Here is a 24,900-nt window from a genome sequence, read left to right on the forward strand (position 1 = left end):
CTCGCCGGGAATGTCACGCGCCAAAACGACGCCAACAGAACAGGGCCAGCCTCGCCATGAGTTGCGCTGCGGGAGCGGCTGCGTCACAAGGAACTGATCCAATGAGGGAGGACTGGCATGACACCGCTGGCCGGGTTGAAAGTCGTTGAGCTTGCCCGCATTCTCGCCGGTCCCTGGATCGGCCAGGCGCTGGCCGACCTGGGCGCAGAGGTGATCAAGGTCGAGGCGCCCGAGGGCGACGACACGCGCCGCTGGGGTCCGCCCTTTATCGAACGCGATGGCGATGTCTCGGCGGCCTATTTCTATGCCGCCAATCGCGGCAAGCACTCGGTCGTGGCCGATTTTCGCACCGCTGAAGGCCAGGCGCGTGTGCGCGAACTGGTGGCGGACGCCGATATCCTGGTGGAGAATTTCAAGCTTGGGGGGCTGGCAAAATACGGGCTGGACTATGACAGCCTGCAAGCGCTCAACCCGCGCCTGATCTATTGCTCGATCACCGGTTTCGGGCAAACCGGCCCATATGCCAGCCGCGCCGGCTATGACTTCCTGATCCAGGGCATGTCCGGCCTGATGTCGGTGACGGGCGAGCCCGACCGGCAGCCACAGAAGGTCGGTGTTGCCGTGACCGATATCGTAACCGGCCTCTATGGCGCGGTGGGGATACTCGCGGCGGTGGAACAACGGCACCGCACAGGGCGCGGCCAGCATATCGACATGTCGCTGCTCGATTGCGCCACCGCGATGATGGCCAACCAGGCGATGAACTACCTTGCCACTGGCGAGCCACCGACGCGGCGCGGCAATGCTCATCCCAATATCGTCCCCTACCAGGTGCTGCCGACGGCGGACGGGCATATCATCGTGGCGGTTGGCAATGACGGGCAGTTCCGGCGTTTTTGCGAGGTGCTCGGGCAGCCCTCGCTGGCGGACCACCCCAGCTATGCCACCAATGCCGCGCGGGTGGAGAACCGGGTGGCGCTGACCGATTTCCTCGAACCGCTGACCGGGCGTTGGCCTTCGGCGGAACTGCTGGCCGCGCTGGAGGCCGCAACCGTGCCCGCCGGGCCGATCAACGACATGGCTGGGGTCTTTGCCGATCCGCAAGTGATCGCGCGCGGCCTCAGGATCACGCCCGAGGGCATACCAGGTGTCCGCGGGCCGTGGCGGTTCTCCGATGCCGAATTGGCATTGGACAAGAGCGCGCCAAAGCTCGGGGAACAGGACCCGTAAGAAACTGAGGCGCGCCTAGCCTTGGAAGACCGCCTTGTAGGTCTTGCGCAGCAGCTTCTTTTGCACCTTGCCCATCGTGTTGCGCGGCAATTCGTCCAGGATCACGTAATGGCGCGGCTGCTTGAACCGCGCGAGCCGCCCGCTGATACCGGCCTCGATCCCGGCAATGTCCAGAACCGCGCCGGGCTCGGGCACCAGCACGGCCACGACGCTCTCGCCGAAATCGGGATGGGGCGCGCCGATGACCGCGCTTTCGAGCACACCGGGCTGCTCGTCCAGCACCAGCTCGACATCCTTGGGATAGATGTTGAAGCCGCCCGAGATGATCAGGTCCTTGCCGCGCCCGACGATTGTGACATAGCCATCCTCGCTCTGAACACCAAGATCGCCGGTGATGAAGAAGCCATCGGGGCGCAGTTCCTCGGCCGTCTTGTCGGGCATGTTCCAATAGCCCGTGAAGACGTTGTCGCCACGCACTTCGATCATGCCGACCTCGCCGCGGGGAAGTGCCTTGCCGCTGTCGGGGTCGGTGACCTTCAGTTCCACCCCGGGAAGCGGCAAACCAACAGTGCCCGCGCGGCGTTCGCCGTCGACCGGGTTGGAGGTGTTCATGTTGGTCTCGGTCATGCCGTAGCGTTCGAGAATACGGTGGCCGGTCCGCGTCTCGAAGGCCCGGTGGGTTTCCAACAGCAGCGGCGCGGAGCCGGAGATGAACAGGCGCATGTTGGCACAGGTTTCGCGGGTGAAGTCCGGATGGTCCAGGAGACGGGTGTAGAATGTGGGCACGCCCATCATGCTCGTTGCCTGCGGCAAGACCTCGAGCACCTGCTCGATGTTGAAACGCGGCAGGAAGATCATCGAACCGCCCGCAAGAAGGCTGATATTCGTTGCCACGAAGAGCCCGTGGGTGTGGAAGATCGGCAGCGCGTGGATCAGCACGTCCTCTTCGGTGAACTGCCAGGTATCCTTGAGCACCTGCGTATTCGACAGCAGGTTGCGATGGGTCAGCATCGCGCCCTTCGACAGGCCCGTGGTGCCGGACGTGTAAAGCAACGCCGCGACATCGTCTTCGGAACGCTCCACCGGGTCGAATTGCGTCGGCTGGAAAGTCGCCAGGTCGGGGAAGCTGCCGGAGCCGTCGGCTTCGAGCGTCTCAAAGCGCACGCCCATGCGGTCGCAATCCCTGTGCAGCTCATCCAGTGAGTCGGCGCGCCCCAGCACGGCCCGGGCGCCGGAATTCTCGATGAAGTAATCGACCTCGAGATGGGTATAGCCGGTATTGAGCGGCAAGAAGACGATGCCAGCCATGACGCAGGCCGCGTAGACCGCGAGCGCCTCGGGCGACTTGTCCACCTGCACTGCGAGACGGTCGCCGGGGCGAAGGCCCATTTCCCCGAGCGCATGCGCAAAACGCGACGCCTCCCGCAGGAACGCCCCATGCGTCAGGTCATCCGCCGTGTCCATGACAAGGAAAGGGGTTTCCTTGTCGACATGCGGGGCAAAGAGAGCGTCAAAGAGCGGGTTGGGCATGTACGGACCTCCGGCTTTCTTACGACCTTCCCCTACAACCGGGGCACCTCCAAGGGCAAGGGAGCGGAACGCGTCGCTTTGACTTGGGCAGGCTTTAGAACGGTGCGAGTTGGTTACAGCGATCGGAGGGCGCGTTGTCCTCCTGCACTCTTGGGCGCGCTTCCCCCAAGGATATTTGGAGAAAGAGGATGACAGTTACTGAACGGCGTCCCTTTTCCGAATCGGCCCATGCGCGAGGCGCATGACGCCGGGGGGACAGTTTTCCGGGCGCTCAAAATTTGAGCGCCCGGCCGCTTGCAATAGAATCCTCCTACGCGCAGGGTTTGCCCGGCCTGACCGCCCGACAGAAGCGGTGGGCATAAAAAACGACACAGGGAGAAAATAATGCAGCAGACCATAAAGGTCGGTCTTATCGCGGCGCTCGGCATTGCCTTTGCCGGGGAAGCTCTTGCAACCGAATGGAATGTCTCGCTTTGGGGCAAGCGGCGCGCGTTTACCGAAAATGTCGAGAAGCTGGCCGAGCTGGTTTCGGAGAAGACCGGCGGGGAGTTCACCCTCAACATTTCCTATGGTGGCCTGTCGAAGAACCGCGAGAATCTCGACGGAATCGAGATCGGCGCTTTCGAAATGGCGCAATTCTGTGCGGGGTATCACCCCGACAAGAACCCCTCGATCACGGTTCTGGAACTGCCCTTCCTCGGAGTCGACTCCCTGGAAAAGGAGATCGCGGTCTCGATGGCGGTGTATCAACACCCCGCGACGGTGAAGGATCTCGGCCGCTGGAACGCGACGCTGCTGATGCCCTCGCCGCTGCCGCAATACAACGTGATCGGTGTGGGCGACGCGCCCCATTCGCTGGAGGACTTCAAGGGCCTCAGCGTGCGCGCCACTGGCGGCATCGGCAGTGCATTGGAAACCGTGGGCGCGGTGCCGACCTCGATGTCGGCCTCCGAAGTACGCCAGGCGATGGATTCGGGCGTGATCAAGGCGGCGGCCTTTGCCCCGCATGCGCATATGTCCTTCGGTACCGTTGAAAACGCCACGTGGTGGACGACCAACCTGAATCCCGGCGCCGTGAACTGCCCGGTGGTGGTGAACACGGACGCCCTGAACGCGCTCAGCGACGCCGAACGCGAAGCTCTGCTGGGCTCTGTCGACGAGGCGTTGGCCTATTACGTGGACTTCTACAACAACAACACCATGGCCAAATGGGACCCGATGCTGGAAGAAAAGGGCATCGAGAAGGTGACCTTCGACGAGGATACGCTCGCCGCCTTCCGCGAGGCCGTTGCCGGCCCGGCCGCTACGGCCTGGGTGGAGGACATGAACAAGCGTGGTCTTCCGGCGCAGGAACTGCTCGATCTCGTGAAATCGACGCTGGCCGAGTGACCCTAGTGGGGCGCCCCTGAGCGGGCGCCCCTTCCCCCATACAGAAAGAGACCACATGGCCGGGGCCTCCTCCGTCCTTAGCGACGACTCCTTCCTTTCTCGCGCCGACCGGGCGCTTTTCCGACTCGAGACATTGCTCGCACTGATTGGCGGGCTGGCGATTTTCGGGCTGATGATCCTCGCAGTGATCAATGTCGCCGGGCGAAACGGGTTCAACGCGCCGCTTCCCGGCTATGTCGACTGGATCGAGCAATTCATGCCGGTCATCACCATGCTGGGCGTGGCCTATGTAATGCGGCTGGGTGGACATATCCGGATGGATATTCTTGTCGGACAGCTTGGCGGCCGGGCGCTCTGGCTCTCCGAGGCCGTCGCGACCCTTTTCATGCTGGCGGTGACGCTCTTGCTGATCTGGGGCAGCTGGGCGCATTTTCAACGCAGCTTCGATTTCGGCTCCCCGCTGTGGAGCCGCGACAGCTCCATCGATATCGGCCTGCCGATCTGGCCCGCGAAGTTAATGGTGCCGCTGGCGCTCTCGGTGTTGTCAGTTCGGCTGCTGTTGCAGTTCTTCGGATATTGCCGCGCCTTCCTGCGCAACGACGACCACCCGGTGGCCGTGCCGCTGGTCGAGGATGCCGCCACGCAGGCGGCGCATGAAGCCGAACATGTTTCCGGTTTCGATGAGGAGAACAGCTGATGGAACCCATCGATATCGGCCTGATCGTTACCGGCCTGCTGTTGTTTCTCGTACTGATCGGCACCCGCGTGGCCTTTGCCGCGGCAATTGCCGGGGTGACGGGGCTCGTGTGGATCTTCTGGGCCAAGAAGGGCTACGACCCTTCGCAGTTCATGTGGGCCCTGACGGTCGGGGCCAAGACCGCCGGACAGGTGCCCCACTCCAAGGTGGCAAGCCAGGCGCTCAGCCTGATCCCGACCTTCATCCTCATTGGCTATCTCGCCTACTACGCGGGCCTGACCAAGGCGCTCTTCACAGCGGCCAAACGTTGGGTCGGCTGGTTGCCGGGCGGGCTTGGCGTGGCAACCGTCTTTGCCACCGCCGGTTTCGCCGCGGTGTCGGGCGCGTCTGTAGCCACCTCCGCCGTTTTTGCCCGCATCGCCATCCCGGAGATGCTGGCCGTTGGCTATGACAAGCGTTTTGCCGCAGGGGTCGTGGCCGCGGCCGGCACGCTGGCCTCGTTGATCCCGCCCTCGGCGATCCTCGTGATCTATGCGATCATCGTCGAACAGGATGTCGGCGCACTGCTGCTCGCGGGCTTCATCCCCGGCGCTTTCTCCGCGTTGATCTATGGTGCGCTGGTGATCGGCATGGCGTTGGTCTGGAAGAATCTCGGCCCGCCGGTGACAGGCTTCACCTGGCGCGAACGGTTCGCGGCCCTTCCGGCCGCCGCCCCGATTTTCGCCGTCGTGATCATCATTCTCTTCTTCGTCTACAACCCTTTCGGCGGCGACGCCTGGGGCACGCCGACCGAAGGGGGCGCGCTCGGCGCTTTCGTCGTTTTCTGCATCGCGGTGTGGCGCGGCATGCGATGGGCACAACTCAAGGACGCCCTGCTGGAGACGGCAAAGCTCTCGGTGATGATCTTCACCATCATCTGGGGGGTGCTGATCTATGTCCGCTTCCTCGGTTTTGCCGACCTGCCGGGGGCGTTCTCCGAGTGGATCACGTCGCTGCACCAGCCGCCGATGATGACGCTACTGCTGATTCTGCTGGCCTATGCCGTGCTGGGGATGTTCATGGACGCCATCGGCATGCTGCTGCTGACGCTTCCCATCGTCTACCCGGCGGTGATCGCGCTCAACGGCGGGGAATATGTCACTGCCGCCGACAGCGCCTTCGGTATGTCCGCCACCGGCTGCGCGATCTGGTTCGGGATCATCGTGGTGAAAATGGCCGAACTCTGCCTGATCACGCCACCGATCGGGCTCAACTGCTTCGTCGTGGCCGGTGTGCGTCCCGACCTGTCGGTGCAGGACGTGTTCCGCGGCACATCCCCCTTCTTCGTCGCTGACGCCCTGACCATTGCCGGGCTGGTGATGTGGCCGGGCATTGTGCTCTACCTACCCGGATTGCTACTCGGGCTATAGGTGGCCTCCCGCCCGTGCAAACTGCGCATGGGCGGGAGATTCCACGCGATTCCGCGAACGCAAAATCGCGCTGTGGATAACTTTCGCGCCATTCCCGACGGCTCTACGCACTTATTGACCTAGCGTCAGACACGTAACGCGCGCCACAACCCGGCCTCGGCACCCAAGGTAGTGGATCGGCGCCTAATACGCTGATTTATTAACAAAAGGTAAACAAAACGCCCCCTGCGCAACGGCCAGAACGCAACACCGCCATGGGGCTGAAAGTCGAGCAATGCACAGATCGCCGCACCCAGCCTGTGGATAAAGTTGTGAACGAAATCACAGGCCATGCGAACGCTCACGCCGCGATGCGGCAAAAACCGGTGCCCGCCCCGCACCGGGGCACATTGCCCGACATTTCCCGTTTTCAGCCCCGAAACACGAAAACCCCGCTCCGATACGCGATCGGAACGGGGGACGATCCCGCCGGGACGAGCGGCTTCTAGCGAATACGAAGCTCCGTCTCGGCATCGAAAAGATAGGCCTTGTCGAGCGGAAAGGTCAGCCCAACCGTCGCGCCGGCTTCGGTGCGAAAATCGCCACGTTCCTCGACGATGATCCGTTCGCCGGTCGGCGCCAGAAGATAGGCGAAGGAAACGCCGCCCAACGCCTCGGTCAACTCGACCTTGTGGCTGTCTCCGTTCGGATCCATCTCCAGATGCTCCGGGCGCAGGCCGACACTCACCTTGCGCCCCTCTTCGGGCATGTTGACCGGCAGTTCCAACTCTTGCGCCAAGCCCGGAACACTCACCTTGCCACCGGCACTCACGCCATCGACGAAGTTCATGGCGGGCGAGCCGATGAAGCCGCCCACGAACTTGTTGTCCGGGTCGCGGTACAGATCCATCGGCTTGCCGACCTGCTCGATCCGACCGTCGCGCAGCACCACGATCTTCTTGGCCAGCGTCATGGCCTCGGTCTGATCATGGGTGACATAGATCATCGTGGCGCCGATTTCCTTGTGCAGGCGTGCGATCTCCACCCGCATCTCCACCCGCAGTTCGGCGTCAAGGTTGGAGAGCGGTTCATCGAACAGGAACACGTCCGGGCCGCGGACAATGGCACGCCCGATGGCGACCCGCTGACGTTGCCCGCCCGAGAGCGCCTTGGGCGTCCGGTCGAGATAGGGATCCAGCTTCAGGATACGCGAGGCCTCTCCGACCTTCTCCGCGATCACCTCCTTCGGGTGCCCGGTCATCTTCAGCCCGAAGCCCATGTTCTGCGCCACGGTCATGTGCGGATAGAGCGCGTAGGTCTGGAACACCATCGCCACGCCACGCTCGGACGGATCCATATCCGTCACGTCCCGCTCTCCGATATGCACCTTGCCCTCTGTGGTTTCCTCCAGGCCGGCCACCATGCGCAGCAGGGTAGATTTACCGCATCCCGACGGACCGACGAAGACGCAGAACTCGCCATCCTCGATCTCCAGGTCGACCCCGTGGATCACCTGCACGTCGCCGAAACGCTTCACAACATTATTCAGAACGACGCCTGTCATCCCAGTCTCCCTCCGGTTTCGTTTCCCTCTACGGGGAAAGCCCAATGCGATGCCTCCTCGGCAATCGCCTCAACACATTGCCTGAGGCACGGAATATGCGCCTCCAGCGATTTCAGGTCGGTGCGCAAGGTGGACCCCGTCAGGCTCACCGCACCCAGAACCCGCTCCTCCTCGGACAGGATCGGCATGGCGACGCAGATCACACCGGCCTCATGCTCCTCGCGGTCGGTAGCAAAGCCACGCGCCCGCGTCCGTTCCAGCGACTGTCGCAGCACGGCTTCGGAGGCCAGTGTCGTCGGTGTGAAACGGTGGAAACTCTGCATTCCAAGGATCTGGTCGAGTTCATCCGCGTCGAGGAAGGCCAGCATCGCCTTGCCAACCCCGGTGCAATAGGCCGGCGCGACCTTGCCGGCATCGGTAAACATCGCCGCCGGCTCCAACGCGTTGCGCTTGTCCACATAGAGGACGTGTCCGTAGTCCATCTGCGCCAGATGCACCGTCAGACCAGTGTCCACCGACAGCGAATCCAGGTGCCGACGGGCGATGGGCGCAAGCGAGGCCTGCCGCCATGCCGCATGCGCCAGACGGACCAGGCGAACGCCCAGGGAATAGGTCCCGTTTTCTGGATTATGAACCAGCATACCCTGATTTACTAATGTTTGCGCTAATCTGTATAGTGTGGCTTTTGGCAGCACGGACATGCGCTGCAGCTCGGCAAAACGTATCGGCTTCTCCTGCGCCGCGACCAGGTCCAGCACGTCCAAAGCCTTTCCTACAGTGCCGTCACCGGCTGCAGACATGGTTCGATCCTCCCAGTCGGTCCTGCGTCCTGTTTTAGGGGATTCGCTTGTTCGACTGTTGACAACCATAGGCGATTCGCAGTTAGAGTTTCAATATTCAAAACGATGTTTCATTATTTGGAACATCAGAATGAAACGCAAACGGGAGGAAACCATGCGTTCCATGCTCTCCGTGTCGATCTCGGCAATCGCCGTGATCGCCGCTTCTGCTTCCGTGGCCGGAACCGTGAAATATTACGGCGATTTCGATCCGGCGCCGCTCGCCGCCATGCAGGAGGTCATCGCCGATTTCGAAGCGGCCAACCCGGACATCAAGATCGAGTTCCAGAACTTCGACCACGAAGGCTACAAGACCTCGATCCGCAACTTCCTGTCCGCAGACGCCCCCGACCTGGCCAACTGGTATGCCGGCAACCGCATGGCGCCCTTCGTCAATTCGGGCCAGTTCATGGACGTGTCCGACGTGTGGGAAGAGCACGGTCTGAAGGATGCGCTCGCCTCTGCCCTGCCCTCCATGACCATCGACGGCAAGCAGTGGGGCGTGCCCTATACCTACTACCAGTGGGGCATCTACTATAACAAAGAGGCCTACGCCGCCGCCGGCGTCGAGGTTCCGGAAACCTGGGATCAGTTCATCGAGAACTGCGCCGCCTTCAAGGAAGCCGGGATCGACTGCGTGACCACCGGCACCAAGGCGTTGTGGCCGGGAGCCGGCATCTTCGACTATCTGAACATGCGCACGAACGGCTACGACTTCCACATGGCGCTGGCCAATGGCGAAGTCGCCTGGACCTCCGACGAGGTGAAGGCCACCTTCGCCGAGTGGGCCAAACTGGTGGAGCCGGGCTACATCACCCAGAACCACGCCGCGCTTGACTGGCAGGATGCTGCCGCGCTTCTCGTTCAGGGCAAGGCCGCAAACTACGTGATGGGCAACTTCGCCGTCGCCGTCTTCAAGGAAGGTGGCATGACCGACGAGACGCTCGGCTTCCTGCCCTTCCCGACGATCAACCCGGACGTGCCGCGCGCCGAAGAAGCGCCGACCGATACGGTCCACATCCCGTCGGGCGCCTCGAACGTGGAAGATGCCAAGAAGTTCCTGGCCTACCTGGCGGGCGCTGACGCCCAGACCAAGATCAACGCGGCCATGGGCCAGCTGCCGATCAACAAGGACGCTTCCGTCAACGAGGACGACCCGTTCATCGTCGCCGGTTTCGAACTTCTGTCGACCACCCCGGGCGGCATCGCGCAGTTCTTTGACCGCGACGCACCGGCCGAGATGGCCAAGATGGGCATGGAAGGCTTCCAGGAGTTCATGGTCAAGCCTGAGCGCGTGGATCAGATCCTCGAGCGGCTCGAAAAAGCCCGCGGCCGGATCTACAAGTAACCACCTCTGGTGGGGCCGGACCGACCGGCCCCACCACCCTTTGCCGATCCGACACGCCCGCGGGCTGATGACGGGTCCCAATCCCAACATTTAGCGGAAGGGTTGCGCGCATGAGTTCTGCCAGCACAGAAACCCACTCCCGGTCCTGGTGGCGAGAGAACCAGCAGAAGCTGACTCCCTACATCTTCCTTATCCCGGGTGTGATCTTCTTTCTCTTCTATGTCATCGTCCCGATCTTCGAGAGCTTCTGGCTGTCGACCTATGACTGGGACGGGCTAGGCGAAAAAGAATTCATCGGAATGGCAAACTACGCCGAGCTTTTCGACGACGAAGCTTTTTACACCTCGCTCAAGAACAACGTCATCTGGCTGGTGCTCTACCTGCTGGCGATCCCCGCCGGTCTCGGCATCGCGATCTTCCTCAACCAGAAGGTCCGGGGCATTCGTGCCTACAAGTCGCTCTTCTTCTTCCCTTTCGTGATCAGCCAGGTCGTGGTCGGCCTGATCTTCGCCTGGTTCTACGCGCCGGGCTTTGGCCTTTTTTACATGATCATCGAGAAGATCACCGGCTCCGAGATCGCCATCCTCGCCGATGAGCGCTTCGCCACCTATGGCATCATCTTTGCCGGCCTCTGGCCGCAGATCGCCTATTGCATGATCCTCTATCTCACCGGCCTCAACGCCGTTGACCCCGAGCAGATCGAAGCCGCCCGGCTCGACGCTGCCAAGGGCTTCAAGATGCTCTGGTACATCATCCTGCCGCAACTCAGGCCCGCCACCTTCCTTGCGATGGTCGTGACGGTGATCGGCGCGCTTCGCTCCTTCGACCTGGTGTCGATCATGACCGATGGCGGCCCCTACGGCTCCACCCGCGTGCTCAGTTTCTACATGTACGAGCAGGCACTCTCCGAATACGGCTACCGCATGGGCTACGGCGCCTCCGTTGCGGTCATCCTGTTCCTCATCATGATGGTCTTCATCACCGGCTTCATCTGGAAGATGGTCGGCGACGAACGGAAAGGGTTCTGATCCATGTTCCCCCGTCCAATCGAACATCAATCCCGCGCGGTACAGATCTCCTACCAGGTGATGCTGCCGCTTGCGCTCATCCTTTGGCTGCTGCCGCTGATCGGCGTGGCGGTCACCTCGGTCAAGCCGGCCTCGGACCTCGCAGCCGGCAACTATTTCGGCCTGCCAAGCGAGCTTGCGCTGTCGAACTATGCCGATGTGTTCACCAACTCGCCCATCGGCCAGTATATCTGGAACTCCTTCAAGGTGACGATCCCGACCGTGATCGGCACGCTGATCCTGAGCTGCCTGACCGGCTTTGCGCTCGGCATCTACCGCTTCAGGGGCAATATCTGGGTCTTCTTCATGTTCGTCGCGGGGAATTTCGTGCCGTTCCAGATCCTGATGGTCCCGGTCCGCGACATGACTGTCAATCTCGGGCTCTACAACACCACGACCGGCCTCGTGCTGTTTCACGTCGCCTTTCAGACGGGTTTCTGCACGCTGTTCATGCGCAATTTCATCCGCGCGCTGCCGCGCGAGTTGATTGAGGCGGCGCGCGTCGAAGGCGTCAGCGAATTCCAGATCTTCTGGTACGTGGTGCTGCCGCTGATGAAGCCCGCCATTGCCGCGCTTGCGGTGCTGATTTTCACCTTCATCTGGAACGACTATTTCTGGGCCACCGTGCTGACGACCTCCAAGGAAACCCAGCCCGTGACCGCCGGTCTCTACTCGCTCAACGGCCAGTGGATCGCCCAGTGGCAACTCGTCTCGGCCGGCGCCATCATCGCCGCACTGCCGCCGGTTGCCATGTTCTTCCTGATGCAGAAGCACTTCATCGCCGGCCTGACGCTCGGAGCCGTGAAATGAGCCGCGTCTGGCGGCTCGACACGTCCCGCCAGACGATTGCCCTGGCCTCCCGGAACGATCGCCTGCCGGAGGTGATCTACTGGGGACTGGGGCTGCCGGACGACGAGGATCTGGTCAAGCTCCACGATGCCCATACCATCGATGTCACCGGCGGCATGCTCGATGCCAATCCGGAGCTGTCGATCTGCCCCGAAAGCGCGCGCAGCTTCCCCGGCCAGCCGGGGCTCGTGCTTGCCGACGGGCATGGCGCATCGCTCCATCCCCGTTTCGCCTATGAAAGTGAGGTGACGGGCAAGAACCACGTCTCGCTGACCTATTCCGACGCGGAACTGGGTCTGGTTTACACCGTCCATTTTGCTATCGACCCGGCAACGCATATCCTGCAGGCCCGCGCCGTTCTCGAAGCCAACCGCCCCGTGCGGTTGCACTGGCTCTCGGCGCCGGTCCTGCCCGCCCCGCAACATTGCGACGAGATGTGGGACTTCACCGGCCGTTGGTGCGGCGAGTTCCAGATCGCGCGCACGTCCTGGACGACCGGGGCACGGCTTCGCGATAACCGCACCGGGCGCACCGGCCACGAGGCGTTTCCCGGCCTGATCCTGCCCTGTCGCGGCGCGACATATACCCAGGGCGCGGCCTATGCCCTCCATTACGGCTGGTCCGGTGGGCACCGGATGGTGGCCGAGGAGCTGCCGGACGGGCGGCGGCAGGTCCAGTTCGGCAATGCAAGCGGCACCGAGTTGGAACCCGGAACCCGTTTCGAGACCGCCACGCTCTACGCCACGTATTCAGATACCGGGCTGAACGGCTGTGCTGTCGCCTTCCAGCGCCACCTGCGCGACCGGATCGTCACGTGGCCGAACCCGGATCGCCCGCGCCCCGTGCATTACAATTGCTGGGAAGCCGTCTATTTCGATCACAAGTTGCCGGTTCTCAAGGAGCTTGCGACCCGCGCCGCCACGCTCGGGGCGGAGCGCTTCGTGCTGGACGATGGTTGGTTCGGCACCCGCGACGACGACACCAGCTCGCTGGGGGACTGGCAGATCGACCCGCGCAAATATCCCGACGGGCTCGGCCCGCTGATCGATCATGTCCATTCGGAGGGCATGGCCTTCGGCATCTGGCTGGAGCCGGACATGATCAACCCGGATTCGGAAACCTATCGCGCCCATCCCGACTGGGCGCTCGGGCCGGAGGACCAGGTCCTCGGCCGCCAGCAGATGTGCCTCGACATGGCGAACCCGGAGGTGCGCGACTATCTCTATGGCTGCTTCGCGGACCTGCTCGGAAAGAACGAGATCGACTACATCAAGTGGGACCATAACCGGGTCCTGCCGATGCCCGATGCAGCACAGCCGCGCGGCACCTACGAGCTGCTCGACCGCTTGCGGCGGGATTTCCCGAAAGTGGAGATCGAAAGCTGCGCCTCCGGCGGCGGGCGGATCGATTTCGGCATCCTGAGCCGCACGCATCGCGTCTGGCTGTCGGACAGCAACGACGCGCTGGAGCGGCTCCGCATCCAGCACAATGCCGCGCTGTTCCTGCCGATGGCGGTCACAGGCTCACATGTCGGCCCGCGGGAATGCCACACCTCGGGCCGCGTGCTCGATATCCGCTTCCGCGCCTGGGTCGCCGCCCAGCGGCACATGGGCTTCGAGATGGACCCCCGCGAGCTGTCGGAAGACGAGGTCGCGGTGCTGCAACAGGTCACCGCATGGTGGAAGCACAACCGGACCTGGATGACCCAAGCCGACATCCTGCGCCTCGACAGTTCCGACCCGGCGGTGATCGCCGAGCAGCAACTCTCCGAAGATGGCGCGCGTTTCGTGGTCTTTGCCGGCAAGGCCGACACATCCGCGCAGATCGCCCCGCGCCCGCTGCGCCTGACTGGGCTCGCCCCTAGAGCGCGCTACCGGGTGGATATTCTCAACCGCGAGGATCTGCACGGACTCTCGCGTGGCACCGTGGCGCTCAAGGACGGACCGCTGGAGGCTTCCGGCCAGTACCTGATGTCGCAAGGCGTGGCGCTGCCCTGGTCCTTCCCGGAGCGCATGTGGGTCGTCGAAGGAGAAAAGCTCTGATGCCATCGCGGCCGGGTTCTCCCATGTCTCCCGGAGCCGATACCGGGCCCTCTCCCGGTACGGCCGCGTGACCCGCAGGCGGATCCCGCCCTTTCTGCCCCTACTCCCTCACGGGCGCGGGCGGGATCTCCTGCGCCTCTGCCCTGCCCCCTCCCCCTGCTTCCACTCGCCGCCTCGACAATTCCTTTATGGTAGCGCTGCATGCTGCCGACATTCCGAACATGTTCGAGCGCAAAGGAATCTGCCATGAGCGGCCATCCTGTATTTCCCGACCTTGCCGGCGCCTCCGTCTTCATCACCGGGGGCGGTTCAGGCATTGGCGCGGCCCTGACCGAGGGGTTTCTCGAGCAAGGCAGCCAGGTTGCCTTTGTCCAACGCAGCGACGCCACGGATTTCTGTGACGAAATGGAGGAGAAAACCGGCAACCGCCCGCTCTTCATCCAATGCGACATCACAGATCTCGATGCGCTCTGCGGGGCGCTCGACACGGCGGCCAGCGCGCACGGCCCGATCGGCGTCTTGCTCAACAACGCCGCCAATGACCAGCGTTTCGATACACTGGAGATCGACGAGGCGTTCTGGGACGCCTCCATGGCGATCAATCTGAAGCCCTATTTCTTTGCCTCCCAGCACGTGATCCCGGCCATGCAGGCCGAGGGCAAGGGGGCGATCGTCAACATGTCCTCGATCAGCTACATGATGGCAGACGCGGGCTACGCGCCCTACATCACCGCCAATGCCGCGATCACCGGGCTGACCCGGACCTTGGCACGCGAATTCGGCCCGGACGGCATCCGGGTCAACGCAATCATGCCTGGCATGGTGGTCACACCGCGCCAGCTCGACAAATGGCTGACGCCCGAGGGCATGGCCGAACACCTGGAACGACAGTGCCTGAAACGGACTTTGGAGCCGGCGGACATGGTGGGAGGCGCGCTGTTTCTCGCCTCCGACGCCTCCGCCGCGATGACCGCGCAGGCGCTGGTCCTTGACGGAGGCGTAGTGACGACCGGATGAGTGTACTTGACTGGATAGCGGTGGATTGGGGCACGTCGTCCCTGCGGGCCTGGGGGCTCGACAAGAGTGGCACGGTGCTCTGGGAAGAAAAGTCCGACCGTGGCATGGGCGGGTTGGCACCGTCCGAATTCGAGCCGAATTTTCTCGATCTGGTTGGCGCGCATATCGGCGGTGCCGAGCTGGTCGAGGTCATTGCCTGCGGCATGGTCGGCGCACGACAAGGCTGGGTCGAGGCGAGCTACCGCGCTGTGCCCTGCCTGCCACTGGACCCGCAGATGACCGAGGCCCCGGTCTCGGACCCGCGCCTGCGCTTTCGCATCATCGGCGGCTTGAGCCAGGCGAACCCTGCGGACGTGATCCGCGGCGAGGAAACCCAGATCGCCGGTTTCCAGGCGCTCAACCCGAAATTCGACGGCGTGATCTGCCTGCCCGGAACGCATACCAAATGGGTCCATGTCAGCGCGGGCGAGGTGGTCAGCTTCCAGACCTGCATGACCGGAGACCTGTTCGCCGCGATCTCGAGCCACACCGTGTTGCGCCATTCCGTGCAAACCGATGACTGGGACGACGCGGCCTTTGCCGAAGCCGTGGACGACGCGGTTTCGCGCCCTGAAAAACTGGCCGCCCGGCTCTTTTCGCTGCGCGCGGAGGGCCTGTTGTCCGAACAGCCCGCAGGCCGGGCCAAGGCACGTCTCTCCGGCCTGCTGATCGGCGCCGAACTGGCCGCGACCCGCCCCTACTGGCTCGGCCAGGCCGTCGCCATCGTCGGCGCGGGCGGCGTCTCCCGCCTTTATGCATCGGCCCTCGAAAGCCTCGGCGCCACGCCGACTCTCGCCGCCGGCGAGGCGATGGTCCTCAAGGGCCTTGCCGCCGCGCGTGCCCTCGATACGAAAGACAAGTCATGAGCAGAAACATCATCGCCATCCTGCGCGGCATCACGCCCTCGGAAGCCGTTCCCGCGGCCGAAGCCCTGATCGAGACCGGCATCGACCGGATCGAAGTGCCGCTCAACTCCCCCGATCCCTTCACCTCCATCCGCGCCATGGTCGCGGCGGTGGGCGACCGGGCGCTTGTGGGCGCCGGAACCGTCCTGAACCTCAAACAGGTCTCCGAAGTGTGGGGCGCGGGCGGCAAGCTCGTGGTCTCGCCCAACTGCGTTCCGGAGGTGATCCGCGCCACCAAGGCGCTCGGCATGCAGAGCTGGCCCGGCATCTTCACCCCGACCGAAGCCTTTGCAGCGCTGGACGCAGGCGCGGATGGGCTGAAGCTCTTTCCCGGCAACATGGCCGGCCCCGGCGGGCTGAAGGCCATGCGCGCCGTGTTGCCCGCCAGTTGCGAAATCTTTGCCGTGGGCGGCGCGGGGCCGGAGAATTTCGGCGAGTGGATCGTTGCGGGCGCGGACGGGTTCGGCATCGGCTCGGCGCTCTACAAGCCGGGCATGGACATCGCCGCGATCCGAGAGCGCGCCAAAATGATCGTGGCCGCCTATGACGAGGCCCTTGAATGAGCCAGGTTTTCGACTCCACGATCTGCCAGCTCGGTGAGGGCCTGCTCTGGCACCCGCTGCGCCAGCAGTTGTTCTGGTTCGACATCCTCGAACACAGGCTGATGACGCGAAAGGACGGCGTCACGCAGTTCTGGCAGTTCGATCAATGCGTCTCTGCCGCCGGCTGGGTCGATGAGGATACGTTCCTCATCGCCTCGGCCAGCGAGCTGTTCACCTTCAATGTCGAAACCGGTGCACGCAACCACGTGCTGCCGCTGGAGGCCGACAACCCGGCGACGCGTTCCAATGACGGGCGCGCGGACCCGTTCGGGGGCTTCTGGATCGGCTCGATGGGTTTCAACGCCGAACAGGGCGCCGGTGCGATCTATCGCTATTACCGTGGCGAGCTGCGCGTTCTTTTCCCGGAAATCTCCATCCCTAACGCGATGTGCTTCGATCCGAACGGGCAGTTCGCGCTCTATTGCGACACCCGCGAGCACGTGATCCGCAAGGTCGCGTTGGAGCAGGAACATGGCTGGCCCTTGGGCCCGTCGGAGATCTTCATCGACATGCGCAAGGATGACTGGGGCCCGGATGGCGCCGTGCTGGATGCCGACGGCAATCTCTGGAACGCGCATTGGAACGCGGGCCGCGTGGGCGTCTACAATCCGAAGGGCGAGTTCCTGCGGGAATTCACATTCGAGGCGAGCAAGACCACCTGCCCGGCCTTCGGTGGCCCGGATCTGTCGGACCTCTTCGTCACCTCCGCCGCCGAGGACCTGACAGCTGAAGAGCTCGCAGCCCGGCCCGAAAGCGGCATGACCTTCACCGCCCCGACGCAGGCGCGTGGGCAGAAAGAACACAAGGTAATCCTATGAAGCCGGAACTGGGTGTCTGCTTTTACCCCGAACACTGGCCCGAAGCACAATGGGCCGAGGATGCCGCGCGGATGCGGGAAACCGGCCTCTCCTGGGTCCGCATCGGTGAATTCGCCTGGTCGCGGATCGAAGCCGAGCCCGGCAAGCTCACGTTCGACTGGCTGGACCGTGCCATTGAAACGCTGGGCGCGGCCGGGCTGAAAGTGGTGCTCGGCACACCGACCGCGACGCCGCCGCGGTGGATGATCGAGAAACACCCGGACATGCTGGCCGTCGACGCGCAGGGCAACCCGCGCAAGTTCGGCTCGCGGCGGCATTACTGCTTCTCCCACATGGGTTATCGCGAGGAGAGCGCCCGCATCGCGCGCATCCTCGGCGAACGCTACGGCAAGAACCCGCATGTCCAAGCCTGGCAGATCGACAATGAATATGCCTGCCACGAAACGACCCTCAGCTACAGCCGCGCCGCCGTGGAGGGCTTCCGCGACTGGCTGGCGCAGCGCTACCAGTCGCCCGAAGCGCTGAATCGCGCCTGGGGAAACGTGTTCTGGTCAATGGAATATGCCGATTTCTCCGAGATCGACCCGCCGAACCTGACGGTGACCGAACCGAACCCGTCCCATGTCATGGCCTGGCGTCGCTACAGCTCGGACGCGGTGGTCGCCTATAACGCCGCGCAGGTAGGTGCACTGCGCCCGCTGACCAACGCGCCCTTGATCCACAACTACATGGGCCGGGTGCTGGAATTCGACCATTTCGATGTCGGCGACGATCTCGACATCGCCAGCTGGGACAGCTACCCGATCGGCTTCCTCTCGGACCGGCTGAGCGACAGCCCCGAACACAAGCGCCGCTACCTCCGGCAGGGTGATCCGGACATGCAGGCGCTCCACCACGACCTCTACCGCGCCGTGGGCAAGGGCCGTTGGTGGGTGATGGAGCAGCAGCCCGGCCCGGTGAACTGGGCGCCCTACAACCCCGCGCCGCTGCCCGGCATGGCCCGGCTCTGGGCGTGGGAGGCCATCGCGCATGGGGCCGAGGCGGTCTGCTATTTCCGCTGGCGGCAGGCGCCGTTTGCGCAGGAACAGATGCATGCCGGCCTGCTTCGCCCCGACAGCGCCCCCGCCCCTGCGCTTGGCGAGGCCGCGCAGGTCGCCGCTGAGATCGAAGCCCTGCCAGAGATCCGCCCGGCCAAGGCGCCGGTCGCCATCCTCTTCGATTATCCCTCTGGCTGGGCGTGGGAAACGCAGCCGCAAGGCGCGGATTTCGACTATTTCGAGCTGATGCTGGAGATGTATCGCGGCTTGCGCAAGCTTGGCCTGAGCATCGACATCCTGCCCGTTGACGCGGATACGAGCGATTATTCCTTGCTCCTCGTGCCGGGCCTATTCGAGCTGCCTGACACGATCAAGGCGAAACTAGCTGCCCGGGACGGCATCACGCTGATCGGCCCCCGCAGCGGCACCCGCGGGGCAGAATTCGACATTCCCGTCCCACTGCCCCCCGCCCTGCCCAGCGTTGATGCCACAATCGCCCTCACCGAGAGCCTGCCGCCGAGCGCTCCCGAGCCGCTTGCCCAGGGTGGCGCGATCATCCGCTGGCTCGAAAGGCTCGAAGGAACGGCAGAGGTAGTCGAGGAAACGGCCTCCGGGCAACCCGTCATGATGCGTTCGGGCGGCCTGCATTACCTCGCCGGTTGGCCGGACGCGCAGGCGCTCGCCCGCATCCTCTCCCGCGCTTGCGCCGAGCTTGGCATCGAGACCCGGCAGATGCCCGAGGGTCTTCGCCTGCGCGACACGGAAGGCTATCGCTTCTACATCAACTACGCCCCCGAAGCCGTGGCTTTCGACGGCCTGGACATCCCCGCCGCCGGCGTCGCCTGGAAGGAAAAGCAATGACACGGGAACATTTTGGCACCCTGAAAGACGGCCGTACAGTGGAGCGCATCACGCTTGAGAACGACGCGATCCGGGCCAGCATCATCACCCTTGGTGCGACTCTGCAGGATCTGCGCATGGCCGGGCTCGACCGTCCGCTGACCCTCGGCAGCAGCAACGTTGCCGACTACGAAGATGGCGGCGGCTTGCACTACTTTGGCGCCATTGTCGGCCCGGTGGCGAACCGGATTTCCAAGGCGCGGACCGTCTTCGACGGCCGGGAACTGCAATTCGACGCCAACGGGCTTGGCGGCCATGTCCTGCATGGCGGCGCGGCGGGGCTGCATCACAAGCTGTGGCAGGTGGAGGAGACGACGCAGACGCGCCTGCTGCTCTCCACAACCGCCGAGGACGGCGAAGGTGGCTTTCCCGCAAACCGCCGTTTCGAGGCCGAGTTCACGCTCGACGGCGCCAACCTGACGCTCAGATTGCGTGTCGAGACCGATGCGCCGACACTGATGAACCTGGCCAATCACAGCTACTGGAACCTCGGAGACAGCGACGATTTCCACGGCCACAAGCTGCAAATCGATGCCGACACCTACTTGCCTTGCGACGAAACAGACATTGCCACCGGTGAAATCCGCAAGGTTGCGGGGACGGCGTTGGATTTCCGCTCCGGGCGCGAACTCACCGCTTCCGATTCGATCGATAACAATTTCTGCCTATCAGACCAACGTATGCCGCTTCGACCGGTCGGCAGCCTGACCGGACCGGATGGCGTCCGCCTCGGCATCGAGACCACCGAACCCGGTCTGCAAATCTATGACACCCGCCATCTGCCTCCCGAAGGCGTGCCGGGCCATGGCGGCAAGGTCTATCGCCCGCGCGCCGGGGTCGCCATCGAGGCCCAGTTCTGGCCTGACGCCCCCACGCACCCGGCCTTCCCCTCCATCCGCATGGAACCGGGCGAGACGTGGGAGCAGACCACGCGTTTCACCTTCTCGAAAGGCTGAGCAGGCAAGGATCGCAGCGAAGCTGCGCGCCGCCAAAGGCGGCGCCACCGCCGCTCGAGCTCTGCTCGGCGGCAAGCGTGCCGGACGGTCCTACAATCAGAGACGTGGAAGCGTCTGCATCAGCGGCAGGAAATCGGCCATTTCCGGGCCACGCTGCCGGCCGGTCAACGCCTTGCGCAGCGGCATGAACAGCCCCTTGCCCTTGCGCCCGGTCGCCTCTTTGACCGAAGCGGTCCAGCTCGACCATGTGGTCTCGTCAAAGGGCAGTTCAGGCAGCAACCCGAAGGCCTGGGCGACGAATTCGGCATCTTCCGGATCGACCAGCGGCTCGGCGCCGTTCTTGAGCACATCCCACCAGCCAGCCATATCGCCGCGGGTGGTGATATTCTCGCGCACGACATTCCAGAAGCTTTCGGCCAGCGCGTCCGGGACGCCAAGCTCGGCAATCTGCGCGGAGACCGCATCGAAGGGCAACCCGTGCAGGAAACGCGCGGTCAGCGGATAGAGATCCTCGGAATCGAACTTGGTCGGCGCCGCCCCGAAACGGTTGAGATCAAACCCGTCGATCAGCTCCTGGTGCGAGCTGCGCACTTCCACCGGATCCGACGATCCCAGCCGCGCCATCAGCGACAGCAGCGCCATCGGCTCCACGCCCTTCTCGCGCAGATCGCGCAGCGCCAGCGTGCCGAGCCGCTTGGAAAGCGCCTCGCCCTGCGGGCCGGTCAGCAGCGAATGGTGGGCGAAGCTCGGCACCTTGCCGCCGAGGGCCTCGATGATCTGGATCTGGGTCGCGGTGTTGGTCACGTGGTCGGAGCCGCGCACGACATGGGTGATGCCCATCTCGGTATCGTCCACCACGGAGGCCAGCGTGTAGAGCACCTGCCCGTCGCCGCGGATCAGCACCGGGTCCGAGACGGACGCCGCGTCGATGGAGATATTGCCGAGGATCCCGTCTACCCATTCGATCCGCTCCTGATCGAGCAGGAAACGCCAATGGCCGGTCCGTTCCGCGCGCAGGGCTGCCTTTTCCTCCTCGGAGAGCTTCAGCCCGGCCCGGTCATAGACCGGCGGCTTGCCCATGTTGAGCTGCTTCTTGCGCTTGAGGTCGAGTTCCACCGGCGTCTCGAAACACTCGTAGAACCGCTCCTTCTCGCGCAGCGCATCAGCGGCGGCCTCGTAGCGGTCCAGCCGGGAGGACTGCGTTTCCACCCGGTCCCAGGTCAGGCCCAGCCATTCGAGGTCTTCCTTGATGCCATCGGCATATTCGGTCTTGGAGCGCTCCGGGTCGGTATCGTCCAGGCGCAGAATGAAGGTACCGCCGGCCTGTCGCGCGATCAGCCAGTTGAACAGCGCAGTGCGCAGGTTGCCCACATGCAGGTATCCGGTGGGCGACGGGGCGAAACGGGTGACGGTCATGATGCGGCTCTCCTATCCCGCGCCCTCTTCCACAGGGCGGCGTTCTTGTCCATACCGGAGCCATGGATTTAGCGGACAGCAAATCGAATTGGAACGGCGCAACAGCCCCAAATCTGGACGATCTCGCCCAGCTCGCCGAACAGGTGCGCGCGGCCTTCCCGCCGCCCTTCGCCGAACCGGCCCGGCAGGTGCTGCTGCGCGTTGAAGAGCTTGCAAGCGACGAGATGCTCGCGGATGTCGGCCTGCAGGACCCGTTCGAACTCACCGGCCTCTATGACGGAACCCCGATGACGGAGCGTTCGGTCATCGACCCTCCGCAGAGGCCCGATATTGTCTGGCTTTTCCGCCGCGCTATCCTTGATGAATGGGTGGCAAGGGGCGATGTTGCACTTGGCGACCTGATCGCGAATGTCGTCACGCATGAATTCGCGCATCATTTTGGCTGGTCCGACGCAGACATTGCGCGCATCGACCGATGGTGGGAATGATTGACGATCTAAAAACGATTTTTTCTCACGTTTAGTTTATTTATCAATTTTTTTCTTGCCGTAGTGACCTCTCGGACTAGGCTTTAGGCCAGTTGAAACATTTGAGGTACGCCATGTCTCTTTCCATGTCCCGCCGCCAGGCGCTGCTGAGCACGGCCATCGCGCCCGTTGCCGCCGCCACCGCCTTTTCCGCCAAAGCTGCCGACGAGAAGCCCGCGATGCTGCCAATGGACAAGGCACGCGCTTTCCGGGTCGGCGCGCTCGAAGGTGCCACCCTGCTGGCCGGAACGGCCCCTCGGCCCGACCCGCAGTCGATTTTCGGCCTGAATGTCAGCGCGGAAGAGTTCTCGGCCGCCAGTGAAGCGAATTTCATCACGACCGAAAGTGCCCAATTCTACTTCACCCCGACCGTTCTGCGCAGCGGCGACGAGGTGGTGCTCTTCGACACCGGCCTCAACGCCGGCGGCATCACGGCTGCGCTGGCCGAGGCGGGCATGAGCCCCGACGACATCACCAAGGTCGTCCTCACCCACATGCATGGCGACCATATCGGTGGCCTGATGAACGAGGGCACGCCGACTTTCGCCAATGCCAGCTACGTAACCGGGCAGGCGGAATACGACCACTGGGCCGCTGCCGGCAACGAACGTTTCGATGCCAATGTGAAGCCGCTGGCCGACAAGATGAGCTTCATCGGCGACGGCGACAGCGTTGCCCCGGGCATCACCGCCATGGCCGCCTTCGGGCACACGCCCGGGCACATGACCTACATGCTGGAAAGCGAAGGGAAGCAGCTTCTGATCGCGGCTGACCTCGCCAACCACTACGTGTGGTCGCTGGCTTATCCCGATTGGGAAGTGAAGTTCGACATGGACAAGACGGCTGCCGCTGCCAGCCGACGCAAGGTTCTCGGCATGCTCGCCGCCGACAAGCTTCCGATGATCGGCTACCACATGCCGTTCCCTGCCGCCGGTTTTGTCGACACCCGCGAGGACGGTTTCCGTTACGTCCCGGTGAGCTACCAGCTTCTGTAATAACTTATACCTCCGGGGGCCGGCAAACCGGCCCCCGTGCGCTCTCGAAAGACCGTCATGGATCCGCAAGAGATTCGTGTTCGCTTGCCCAGAGCACCTGATGATGTTCCGCCCGAGAAAGACGACGGGCGGTCACGCGCAGGACCTTCCCCTGTTCCCTTGGCAGAAATTTACCAAATCCATCTGCTATGAGTGAAATCTCGCCCAAAATTGCGCCGCATCCTGCATTTGTTGCATATTCGGAATAACGGCAATGCAGACTGCGCGGAAATCCCGCGCCATACTCGGTTGCAAAAGCGCTGTGAATGAGCACTGTGCGCGCAAACATCGAGGAAACGAGGTTACACCCCGTGCACGAAATTCTCACCATTACCCTGAACCCGGCTCTCGACATGAACACCGAGGCCGAAAAGGTTGTTCCGGACGTGAAGCTCCGCTGTACCGAACCCAAGGTGGATCCGGGCGGCGGCGGCATCAACGTGGCCCGGGCCATCCGCCACATGGGTGGCCACGCGACGGCCGTGGTGGCGATTGCCGGCCATAACGGCAACCGCCTGCTCGAGCTTCTGATGGATCAGGGCATCCCAACCATGCCGATCCCTTCGCCGGGCGAAACCCGCGCCAGCGTGGTGGTGAACTGCAAGGAAACCGGCCAGCAATACCGCTTCATGCTGCCTGGACCGCCCTGGCAAGAGGACCATGTTCAAAAAGCGATCCGGACCACGGCGGCACACGCGCCCAAGGACGGGCTCGTGATCCTGTCGGGCAGCCAGCCGCCGGGCGTGCCGCTCGATTTCGAAGAGCATCTTTCGGCCGCGATCATGGAAGCCGGTGCACGACTCATCGTCGACACCTCCGGACCGGCCCTGCGTCAGATCGTCGAAGATCACCGCTCGCCGCCCTTCCTGCTGCGCTCGGATGACGAAGAGGCCGAAGGGCTCGCGGGCCGCAAGCTGGAGACCCCTGCCGACACGGCCGCGTTCTCGCGGGAGCTGATCGAAAAGGGCGTGGCCGAGAACATCATCTTTGCCCGCGGCGGCGAAGGTTCCGTGCTGACCACCAAGGAAGGCTCCTGGCTGGCCACCGCGCCCAAGGTACAGGTCATCTCCAAGGTCGGCGCCGGCGACAGCTATGTCGGTGCGTTCACCCTTGCCCTGGCGCGTGGCAACACGATCCAGGAAGCGGCTCGCTGGGGCGCGTCTGCTGCCGCCGCGGCTGTCGCCACGCCGGCGACCGAGCTTTGCCGCGGCGAGGACGTGGAACGCCTGTTGCCGCAATCCAAGCTGATCGAACTCTGATACCCCCATGGGCGAGGTTACGATCTACCACAATCCGGCCTGCAGCAAGTCGCGCGACGTGCTGCGGGTCATCGAGGCTGCCGGCTATGAGCCGAAAGTCGTTCCGTACATGAAAGCCGGATGGGACCGGGAGGAGCTGAAACAACTCCTCGCCGATGCGGGCATGACCCCGCATGAGATCCTTCGGCGCCAACGCGGCCCGGCCATGGAACTCGGTCTGCTCGAAGAGGGCGTGACGGACGCGCAGATCCTCGACGCCATGATCGAACATCCGGTCCTCGTGGAACGTCCCATCGTGCGGACCGACAAGGGCGTGGCCCTCTGTCGCCCGGTTGGCAAGGTTCTGGACCTTCTGGAAAACTGGCCCGAAGGTCCGTTCGCGCGTTCCAACGGAACTTTGCTGATCGACGCACAGGGCCTGCCCGTTCCGGGTGTCTGAAGCGTTTC

General features: G+C 63.6%; 22 protein-coding genes. 18 read left to right on the forward strand and 4 right to left on the reverse strand.

Features of this window, described 5'->3' with window-relative positions; genetic code table 11:
• Window positions 1-117: 117 nt before the first annotated feature.
• Window positions 118-1,230, forward strand: coding sequence for a CaiB/BaiF CoA transferase family protein (locus AX756_RS04245; protein WP_068308956.1), 1,113 nt, complete (start codon window positions 118-120; stop codon window positions 1,228-1,230).
• A 15-nt stretch (window positions 1,231-1,245) separates the two neighbouring features.
• Here AX756_RS04245 and AX756_RS04250 read toward each other — a convergent pair whose 3' ends face one another.
• Window positions 1,246-2,760 carry a malonate--CoA ligase gene (locus AX756_RS04250; RefSeq protein ID WP_068308958.1) on the reverse strand — a complete coding sequence of 505 codons (1,515 nt, stop codon included), beginning with the start codon at window positions 2,758-2,760 and terminating at the stop codon, window positions 1,246-1,248.
• 384 nt (window positions 2,761-3,144) lie between these two features.
• On the opposite strand from AX756_RS04250, the gene AX756_RS04255 reads away from it, so the two are divergent.
• The 3 genes from AX756_RS04255 to AX756_RS04265 are packed head-to-tail and all read left to right on the forward strand — an operon-like array spanning window position 3,145 to window position 6,255.
• Window positions 3,145-4,149 carry a C4-dicarboxylate TRAP transporter substrate-binding protein gene (locus AX756_RS04255; RefSeq protein ID WP_068308960.1) on the forward strand — a complete coding sequence of 335 codons (1,005 nt, stop codon included), beginning with the start codon at window positions 3,145-3,147 and terminating at the stop codon, window positions 4,147-4,149.
• 55 nt (window positions 4,150-4,204) lie between these two features.
• Entirely contained in the window at window positions 4,205-4,846 is a 642-nt protein-coding gene (locus tag AX756_RS04260) for a TRAP transporter small permease subunit (protein ID WP_068308962.1), read from the forward strand.
• Window positions 4,846-6,255: a TRAP transporter large permease gene (locus tag AX756_RS04265; RefSeq protein WP_068308964.1), complete on the forward strand. Its 1,410-nt coding sequence runs from the start codon at window positions 4,846-4,848 to the stop codon at window positions 6,253-6,255. The genes AX756_RS04260 and AX756_RS04265 overlap by 1 nt, the downstream gene beginning before the upstream one ends.
• A gap of 484 nt (window positions 6,256-6,739) precedes the next feature.
• Here the strand turns inward: AX756_RS04265 and AX756_RS04275 are convergent, their stop codons facing one another.
• Together AX756_RS04275 and AX756_RS04280 are read right to left on the reverse strand one after the other, a co-directional pair.
• Window positions 6,740-7,798 carry an ABC transporter ATP-binding protein gene (locus AX756_RS04275; RefSeq protein WP_068308968.1) on the reverse strand — a complete coding sequence of 353 codons (1,059 nt, stop codon included), beginning with the start codon at window positions 7,796-7,798 and terminating at the stop codon, window positions 6,740-6,742.
• Window positions 7,795-8,598, reverse strand: coding sequence for an IclR family transcriptional regulator (locus AX756_RS04280; RefSeq protein ID WP_068308969.1), 804 nt, complete (start codon window positions 8,596-8,598; stop codon window positions 7,795-7,797). Before AX756_RS04280 ends, AX756_RS04275 begins: the two co-directional genes overlap by 4 nt.
• Window positions 8,599-8,728: 130 nt before the next feature.
• Here AX756_RS04280 and AX756_RS04285 point away from each other — a divergent pair, with 130 nt between their 5' ends.
• From AX756_RS04285 to AX756_RS04330, 10 genes are all read left to right on the forward strand, one after another.
• Entirely contained in the window at window positions 8,729-9,985 is a 1,257-nt protein-coding gene (locus AX756_RS04285; protein ID WP_231700977.1) for an ABC transporter substrate-binding protein, read from the forward strand.
• Between the two features lie 110 nt (window positions 9,986-10,095).
• Window positions 10,096-11,013 carry a carbohydrate ABC transporter permease gene (locus AX756_RS04290; RefSeq protein ID WP_068308971.1) on the forward strand — a complete coding sequence of 306 codons (918 nt, stop codon included), beginning with the start codon at window positions 10,096-10,098 and terminating at the stop codon, window positions 11,011-11,013.
• Between the two features lie 3 nt (window positions 11,014-11,016).
• Window positions 11,017-11,862 carry a carbohydrate ABC transporter permease gene (locus tag AX756_RS04295; RefSeq protein WP_068308973.1) on the forward strand — a complete coding sequence of 282 codons (846 nt, stop codon included), beginning with the start codon at window positions 11,017-11,019 and terminating at the stop codon, window positions 11,860-11,862.
• Complete coding sequence (locus tag AX756_RS04300) at window positions 11,859-13,943, forward strand: alpha-galactosidase (RefSeq protein ID WP_068308975.1); 2,085 nt, start codon at window positions 11,859-11,861, stop codon at window positions 13,941-13,943. The genes AX756_RS04295 and AX756_RS04300 overlap by 4 nt, the downstream gene beginning before the upstream one ends.
• Window positions 13,944-14,189: 246 nt before the next feature.
• The gene (locus AX756_RS04305) at window positions 14,190-14,960 is read left to right on the forward strand and encodes an SDR family NAD(P)-dependent oxidoreductase (protein ID WP_068308977.1); all 771 of its coding nucleotides are present in this window, start codon (window positions 14,190-14,192) and stop codon (window positions 14,958-14,960) included.
• Window positions 14,957-15,865: a 2-dehydro-3-deoxygalactonokinase gene (locus AX756_RS04310; RefSeq protein WP_068308979.1), complete on the forward strand. Its 909-nt coding sequence runs from the start codon at window positions 14,957-14,959 to the stop codon at window positions 15,863-15,865. The genes AX756_RS04305 and AX756_RS04310 overlap by 4 nt, the downstream gene beginning before the upstream one ends.
• The gene (locus AX756_RS04315; RefSeq protein ID WP_068308981.1) at window positions 15,862-16,467 is read left to right on the forward strand and encodes a 2-dehydro-3-deoxy-6-phosphogalactonate aldolase; all 606 of its coding nucleotides are present in this window, start codon (window positions 15,862-15,864) and stop codon (window positions 16,465-16,467) included. Before AX756_RS04310 ends, AX756_RS04315 begins: the two co-directional genes overlap by 4 nt.
• Window positions 16,464-17,324, forward strand: a complete 861-nt coding sequence (locus tag AX756_RS04320; protein WP_068308983.1) for an SMP-30/gluconolactonase/LRE family protein — start codon at window positions 16,464-16,466, stop codon at window positions 17,322-17,324. Before AX756_RS04315 ends, AX756_RS04320 begins: the two co-directional genes overlap by 4 nt.
• Window positions 17,321-19,222, forward strand: coding sequence for a beta-galactosidase (locus AX756_RS04325; protein ID WP_068308985.1), 1,902 nt, complete (start codon window positions 17,321-17,323; stop codon window positions 19,220-19,222). The genes AX756_RS04320 and AX756_RS04325 overlap by 4 nt, the downstream gene beginning before the upstream one ends.
• The gene (locus tag AX756_RS04330) at window positions 19,219-20,217 is read left to right on the forward strand and encodes an aldose epimerase family protein (RefSeq protein ID WP_068308987.1); all 999 of its coding nucleotides are present in this window, start codon (window positions 19,219-19,221) and stop codon (window positions 20,215-20,217) included. The genes AX756_RS04325 and AX756_RS04330 overlap by 4 nt, the downstream gene beginning before the upstream one ends.
• 96 nt (window positions 20,218-20,313) lie before the next feature.
• Here the strand turns inward: AX756_RS04330 and gltX are convergent, their stop codons facing one another.
• Window positions 20,314-21,633 (reverse strand): glutamate--tRNA ligase, encoded by a 1,320-nt coding sequence (gene gltX, locus AX756_RS04335; protein ID WP_068308989.1) that lies wholly within the window; start codon window positions 21,631-21,633, stop codon window positions 20,314-20,316.
• 62 nt (window positions 21,634-21,695) lie between these two features.
• Between gltX and AX756_RS04340 the strand changes: the two genes are divergently transcribed.
• The 4 genes from AX756_RS04340 (at window position 21,696) to arsC (ending at window position 24,892) form a co-directional block, all read left to right on the forward strand.
• Window positions 21,696-22,121, forward strand: coding sequence for a metallopeptidase family protein (locus tag AX756_RS04340; RefSeq protein WP_068308991.1), 426 nt, complete (start codon window positions 21,696-21,698; stop codon window positions 22,119-22,121).
• A gap of 113 nt (window positions 22,122-22,234) precedes the next feature.
• Window positions 22,235-23,155 carry an MBL fold metallo-hydrolase gene (locus AX756_RS04345; RefSeq protein ID WP_068308993.1) on the forward strand — a complete coding sequence of 307 codons (921 nt, stop codon included), beginning with the start codon at window positions 22,235-22,237 and terminating at the stop codon, window positions 23,153-23,155.
• A gap of 350 nt (window positions 23,156-23,505) precedes the next feature.
• Window positions 23,506-24,453: a 1-phosphofructokinase family hexose kinase gene (locus AX756_RS04350; protein ID WP_197431053.1), complete on the forward strand. Its 948-nt coding sequence runs from the start codon at window positions 23,506-23,508 to the stop codon at window positions 24,451-24,453.
• A 7-nt stretch (window positions 24,454-24,460) separates the two neighbouring features.
• Window positions 24,461-24,892, forward strand: coding sequence for an arsenate reductase (glutaredoxin) (gene arsC, locus AX756_RS04355; protein WP_068308997.1), 432 nt, complete (start codon window positions 24,461-24,463; stop codon window positions 24,890-24,892).
• Window positions 24,893-24,900: the final 8 nt, after the last annotated feature.

The sequence above is a fragment of the Aliiruegeria sabulilitoris genome (assembly GCF_001558155.1).
GTDB classification, from domain to species: Bacteria; Pseudomonadota; Alphaproteobacteria; order Rhodobacterales; family Rhodobacteraceae; genus Tropicimonas; species Tropicimonas sabulilitoris.

What these genes read in the sequence shown, in the direction of transcription:
- arsC (WP_068308997.1), top strand. Translation starts at nt 24,461, where the DNA reads ATGGGCGAGGTTACGATCTACCACAATCCGGCCTGCAGCAAGTCGCGC.
- AX756_RS04305 (WP_068308977.1), top strand. Translation starts at nt 14,190, where the DNA reads ATGAGCGGCCATCCTGTATTTCCCGACCTTGCCGGCGCCTCCGTCTTC.
- AX756_RS04330 (WP_068308987.1), top strand. Translation starts at nt 19,219, where the DNA reads ATGACACGGGAACATTTTGGCACCCTGAAAGACGGCCGTACAGTGGAG.
- AX756_RS04280 (WP_068308969.1), bottom strand. Translation starts at nt 8,598, where the DNA reads ATGTCTGCAGCCGGTGACGGCACTGTAGGAAAGGCTTTGGACGTGCTG.
- AX756_RS04325 (WP_068308985.1), top strand. Translation starts at nt 17,321, where the DNA reads ATGAAGCCGGAACTGGGTGTCTGCTTTTACCCCGAACACTGGCCCGAA.
- AX756_RS04290 (WP_068308971.1), top strand. Translation starts at nt 10,096, where the DNA reads ATGAGTTCTGCCAGCACAGAAACCCACTCCCGGTCCTGGTGGCGAGAG.
- AX756_RS04285 (WP_231700977.1), top strand. Translation starts at nt 8,729, where the DNA reads ATGAAACGCAAACGGGAGGAAACCATGCGTTCCATGCTCTCCGTGTCG.
- AX756_RS04250 (WP_068308958.1), bottom strand. Translation starts at nt 2,760, where the DNA reads ATGCCCAACCCGCTCTTTGACGCTCTCTTTGCCCCGCATGTCGACAAG.
- AX756_RS04295 (WP_068308973.1), top strand. Translation starts at nt 11,017, where the DNA reads ATGTTCCCCCGTCCAATCGAACATCAATCCCGCGCGGTACAGATCTCC.
- AX756_RS04260 (WP_068308962.1), top strand. Translation starts at nt 4,205, where the DNA reads ATGGCCGGGGCCTCCTCCGTCCTTAGCGACGACTCCTTCCTTTCTCGC.
- AX756_RS04345 (WP_068308993.1), top strand. Translation starts at nt 22,235, where the DNA reads ATGTCTCTTTCCATGTCCCGCCGCCAGGCGCTGCTGAGCACGGCCATC.
- AX756_RS04340 (WP_068308991.1), top strand. Translation starts at nt 21,696, where the DNA reads ATGGATTTAGCGGACAGCAAATCGAATTGGAACGGCGCAACAGCCCCA.
- AX756_RS04320 (WP_068308983.1), top strand. Translation starts at nt 16,464, where the DNA reads ATGAGCCAGGTTTTCGACTCCACGATCTGCCAGCTCGGTGAGGGCCTG.
- AX756_RS04310 (WP_068308979.1), top strand. Translation starts at nt 14,957, where the DNA reads ATGAGTGTACTTGACTGGATAGCGGTGGATTGGGGCACGTCGTCCCTG.
- AX756_RS04275 (WP_068308968.1), bottom strand. Translation starts at nt 7,798, where the DNA reads ATGACAGGCGTCGTTCTGAATAATGTTGTGAAGCGTTTCGGCGACGTG.
- AX756_RS04300 (WP_068308975.1), top strand. Translation starts at nt 11,859, where the DNA reads ATGAGCCGCGTCTGGCGGCTCGACACGTCCCGCCAGACGATTGCCCTG.
- AX756_RS04255 (WP_068308960.1), top strand. Translation starts at nt 3,145, where the DNA reads ATGCAGCAGACCATAAAGGTCGGTCTTATCGCGGCGCTCGGCATTGCC.
- AX756_RS04245 (WP_068308956.1), top strand. Translation starts at nt 118, where the DNA reads ATGACACCGCTGGCCGGGTTGAAAGTCGTTGAGCTTGCCCGCATTCTC.
- AX756_RS04265 (WP_068308964.1), top strand. Translation starts at nt 4,846, where the DNA reads ATGGAACCCATCGATATCGGCCTGATCGTTACCGGCCTGCTGTTGTTT.
- AX756_RS04315 (WP_068308981.1), top strand. Translation starts at nt 15,862, where the DNA reads ATGAGCAGAAACATCATCGCCATCCTGCGCGGCATCACGCCCTCGGAA.
- gltX (WP_068308989.1), bottom strand. Translation starts at nt 21,633, where the DNA reads ATGACCGTCACCCGTTTCGCCCCGTCGCCCACCGGATACCTGCATGTG.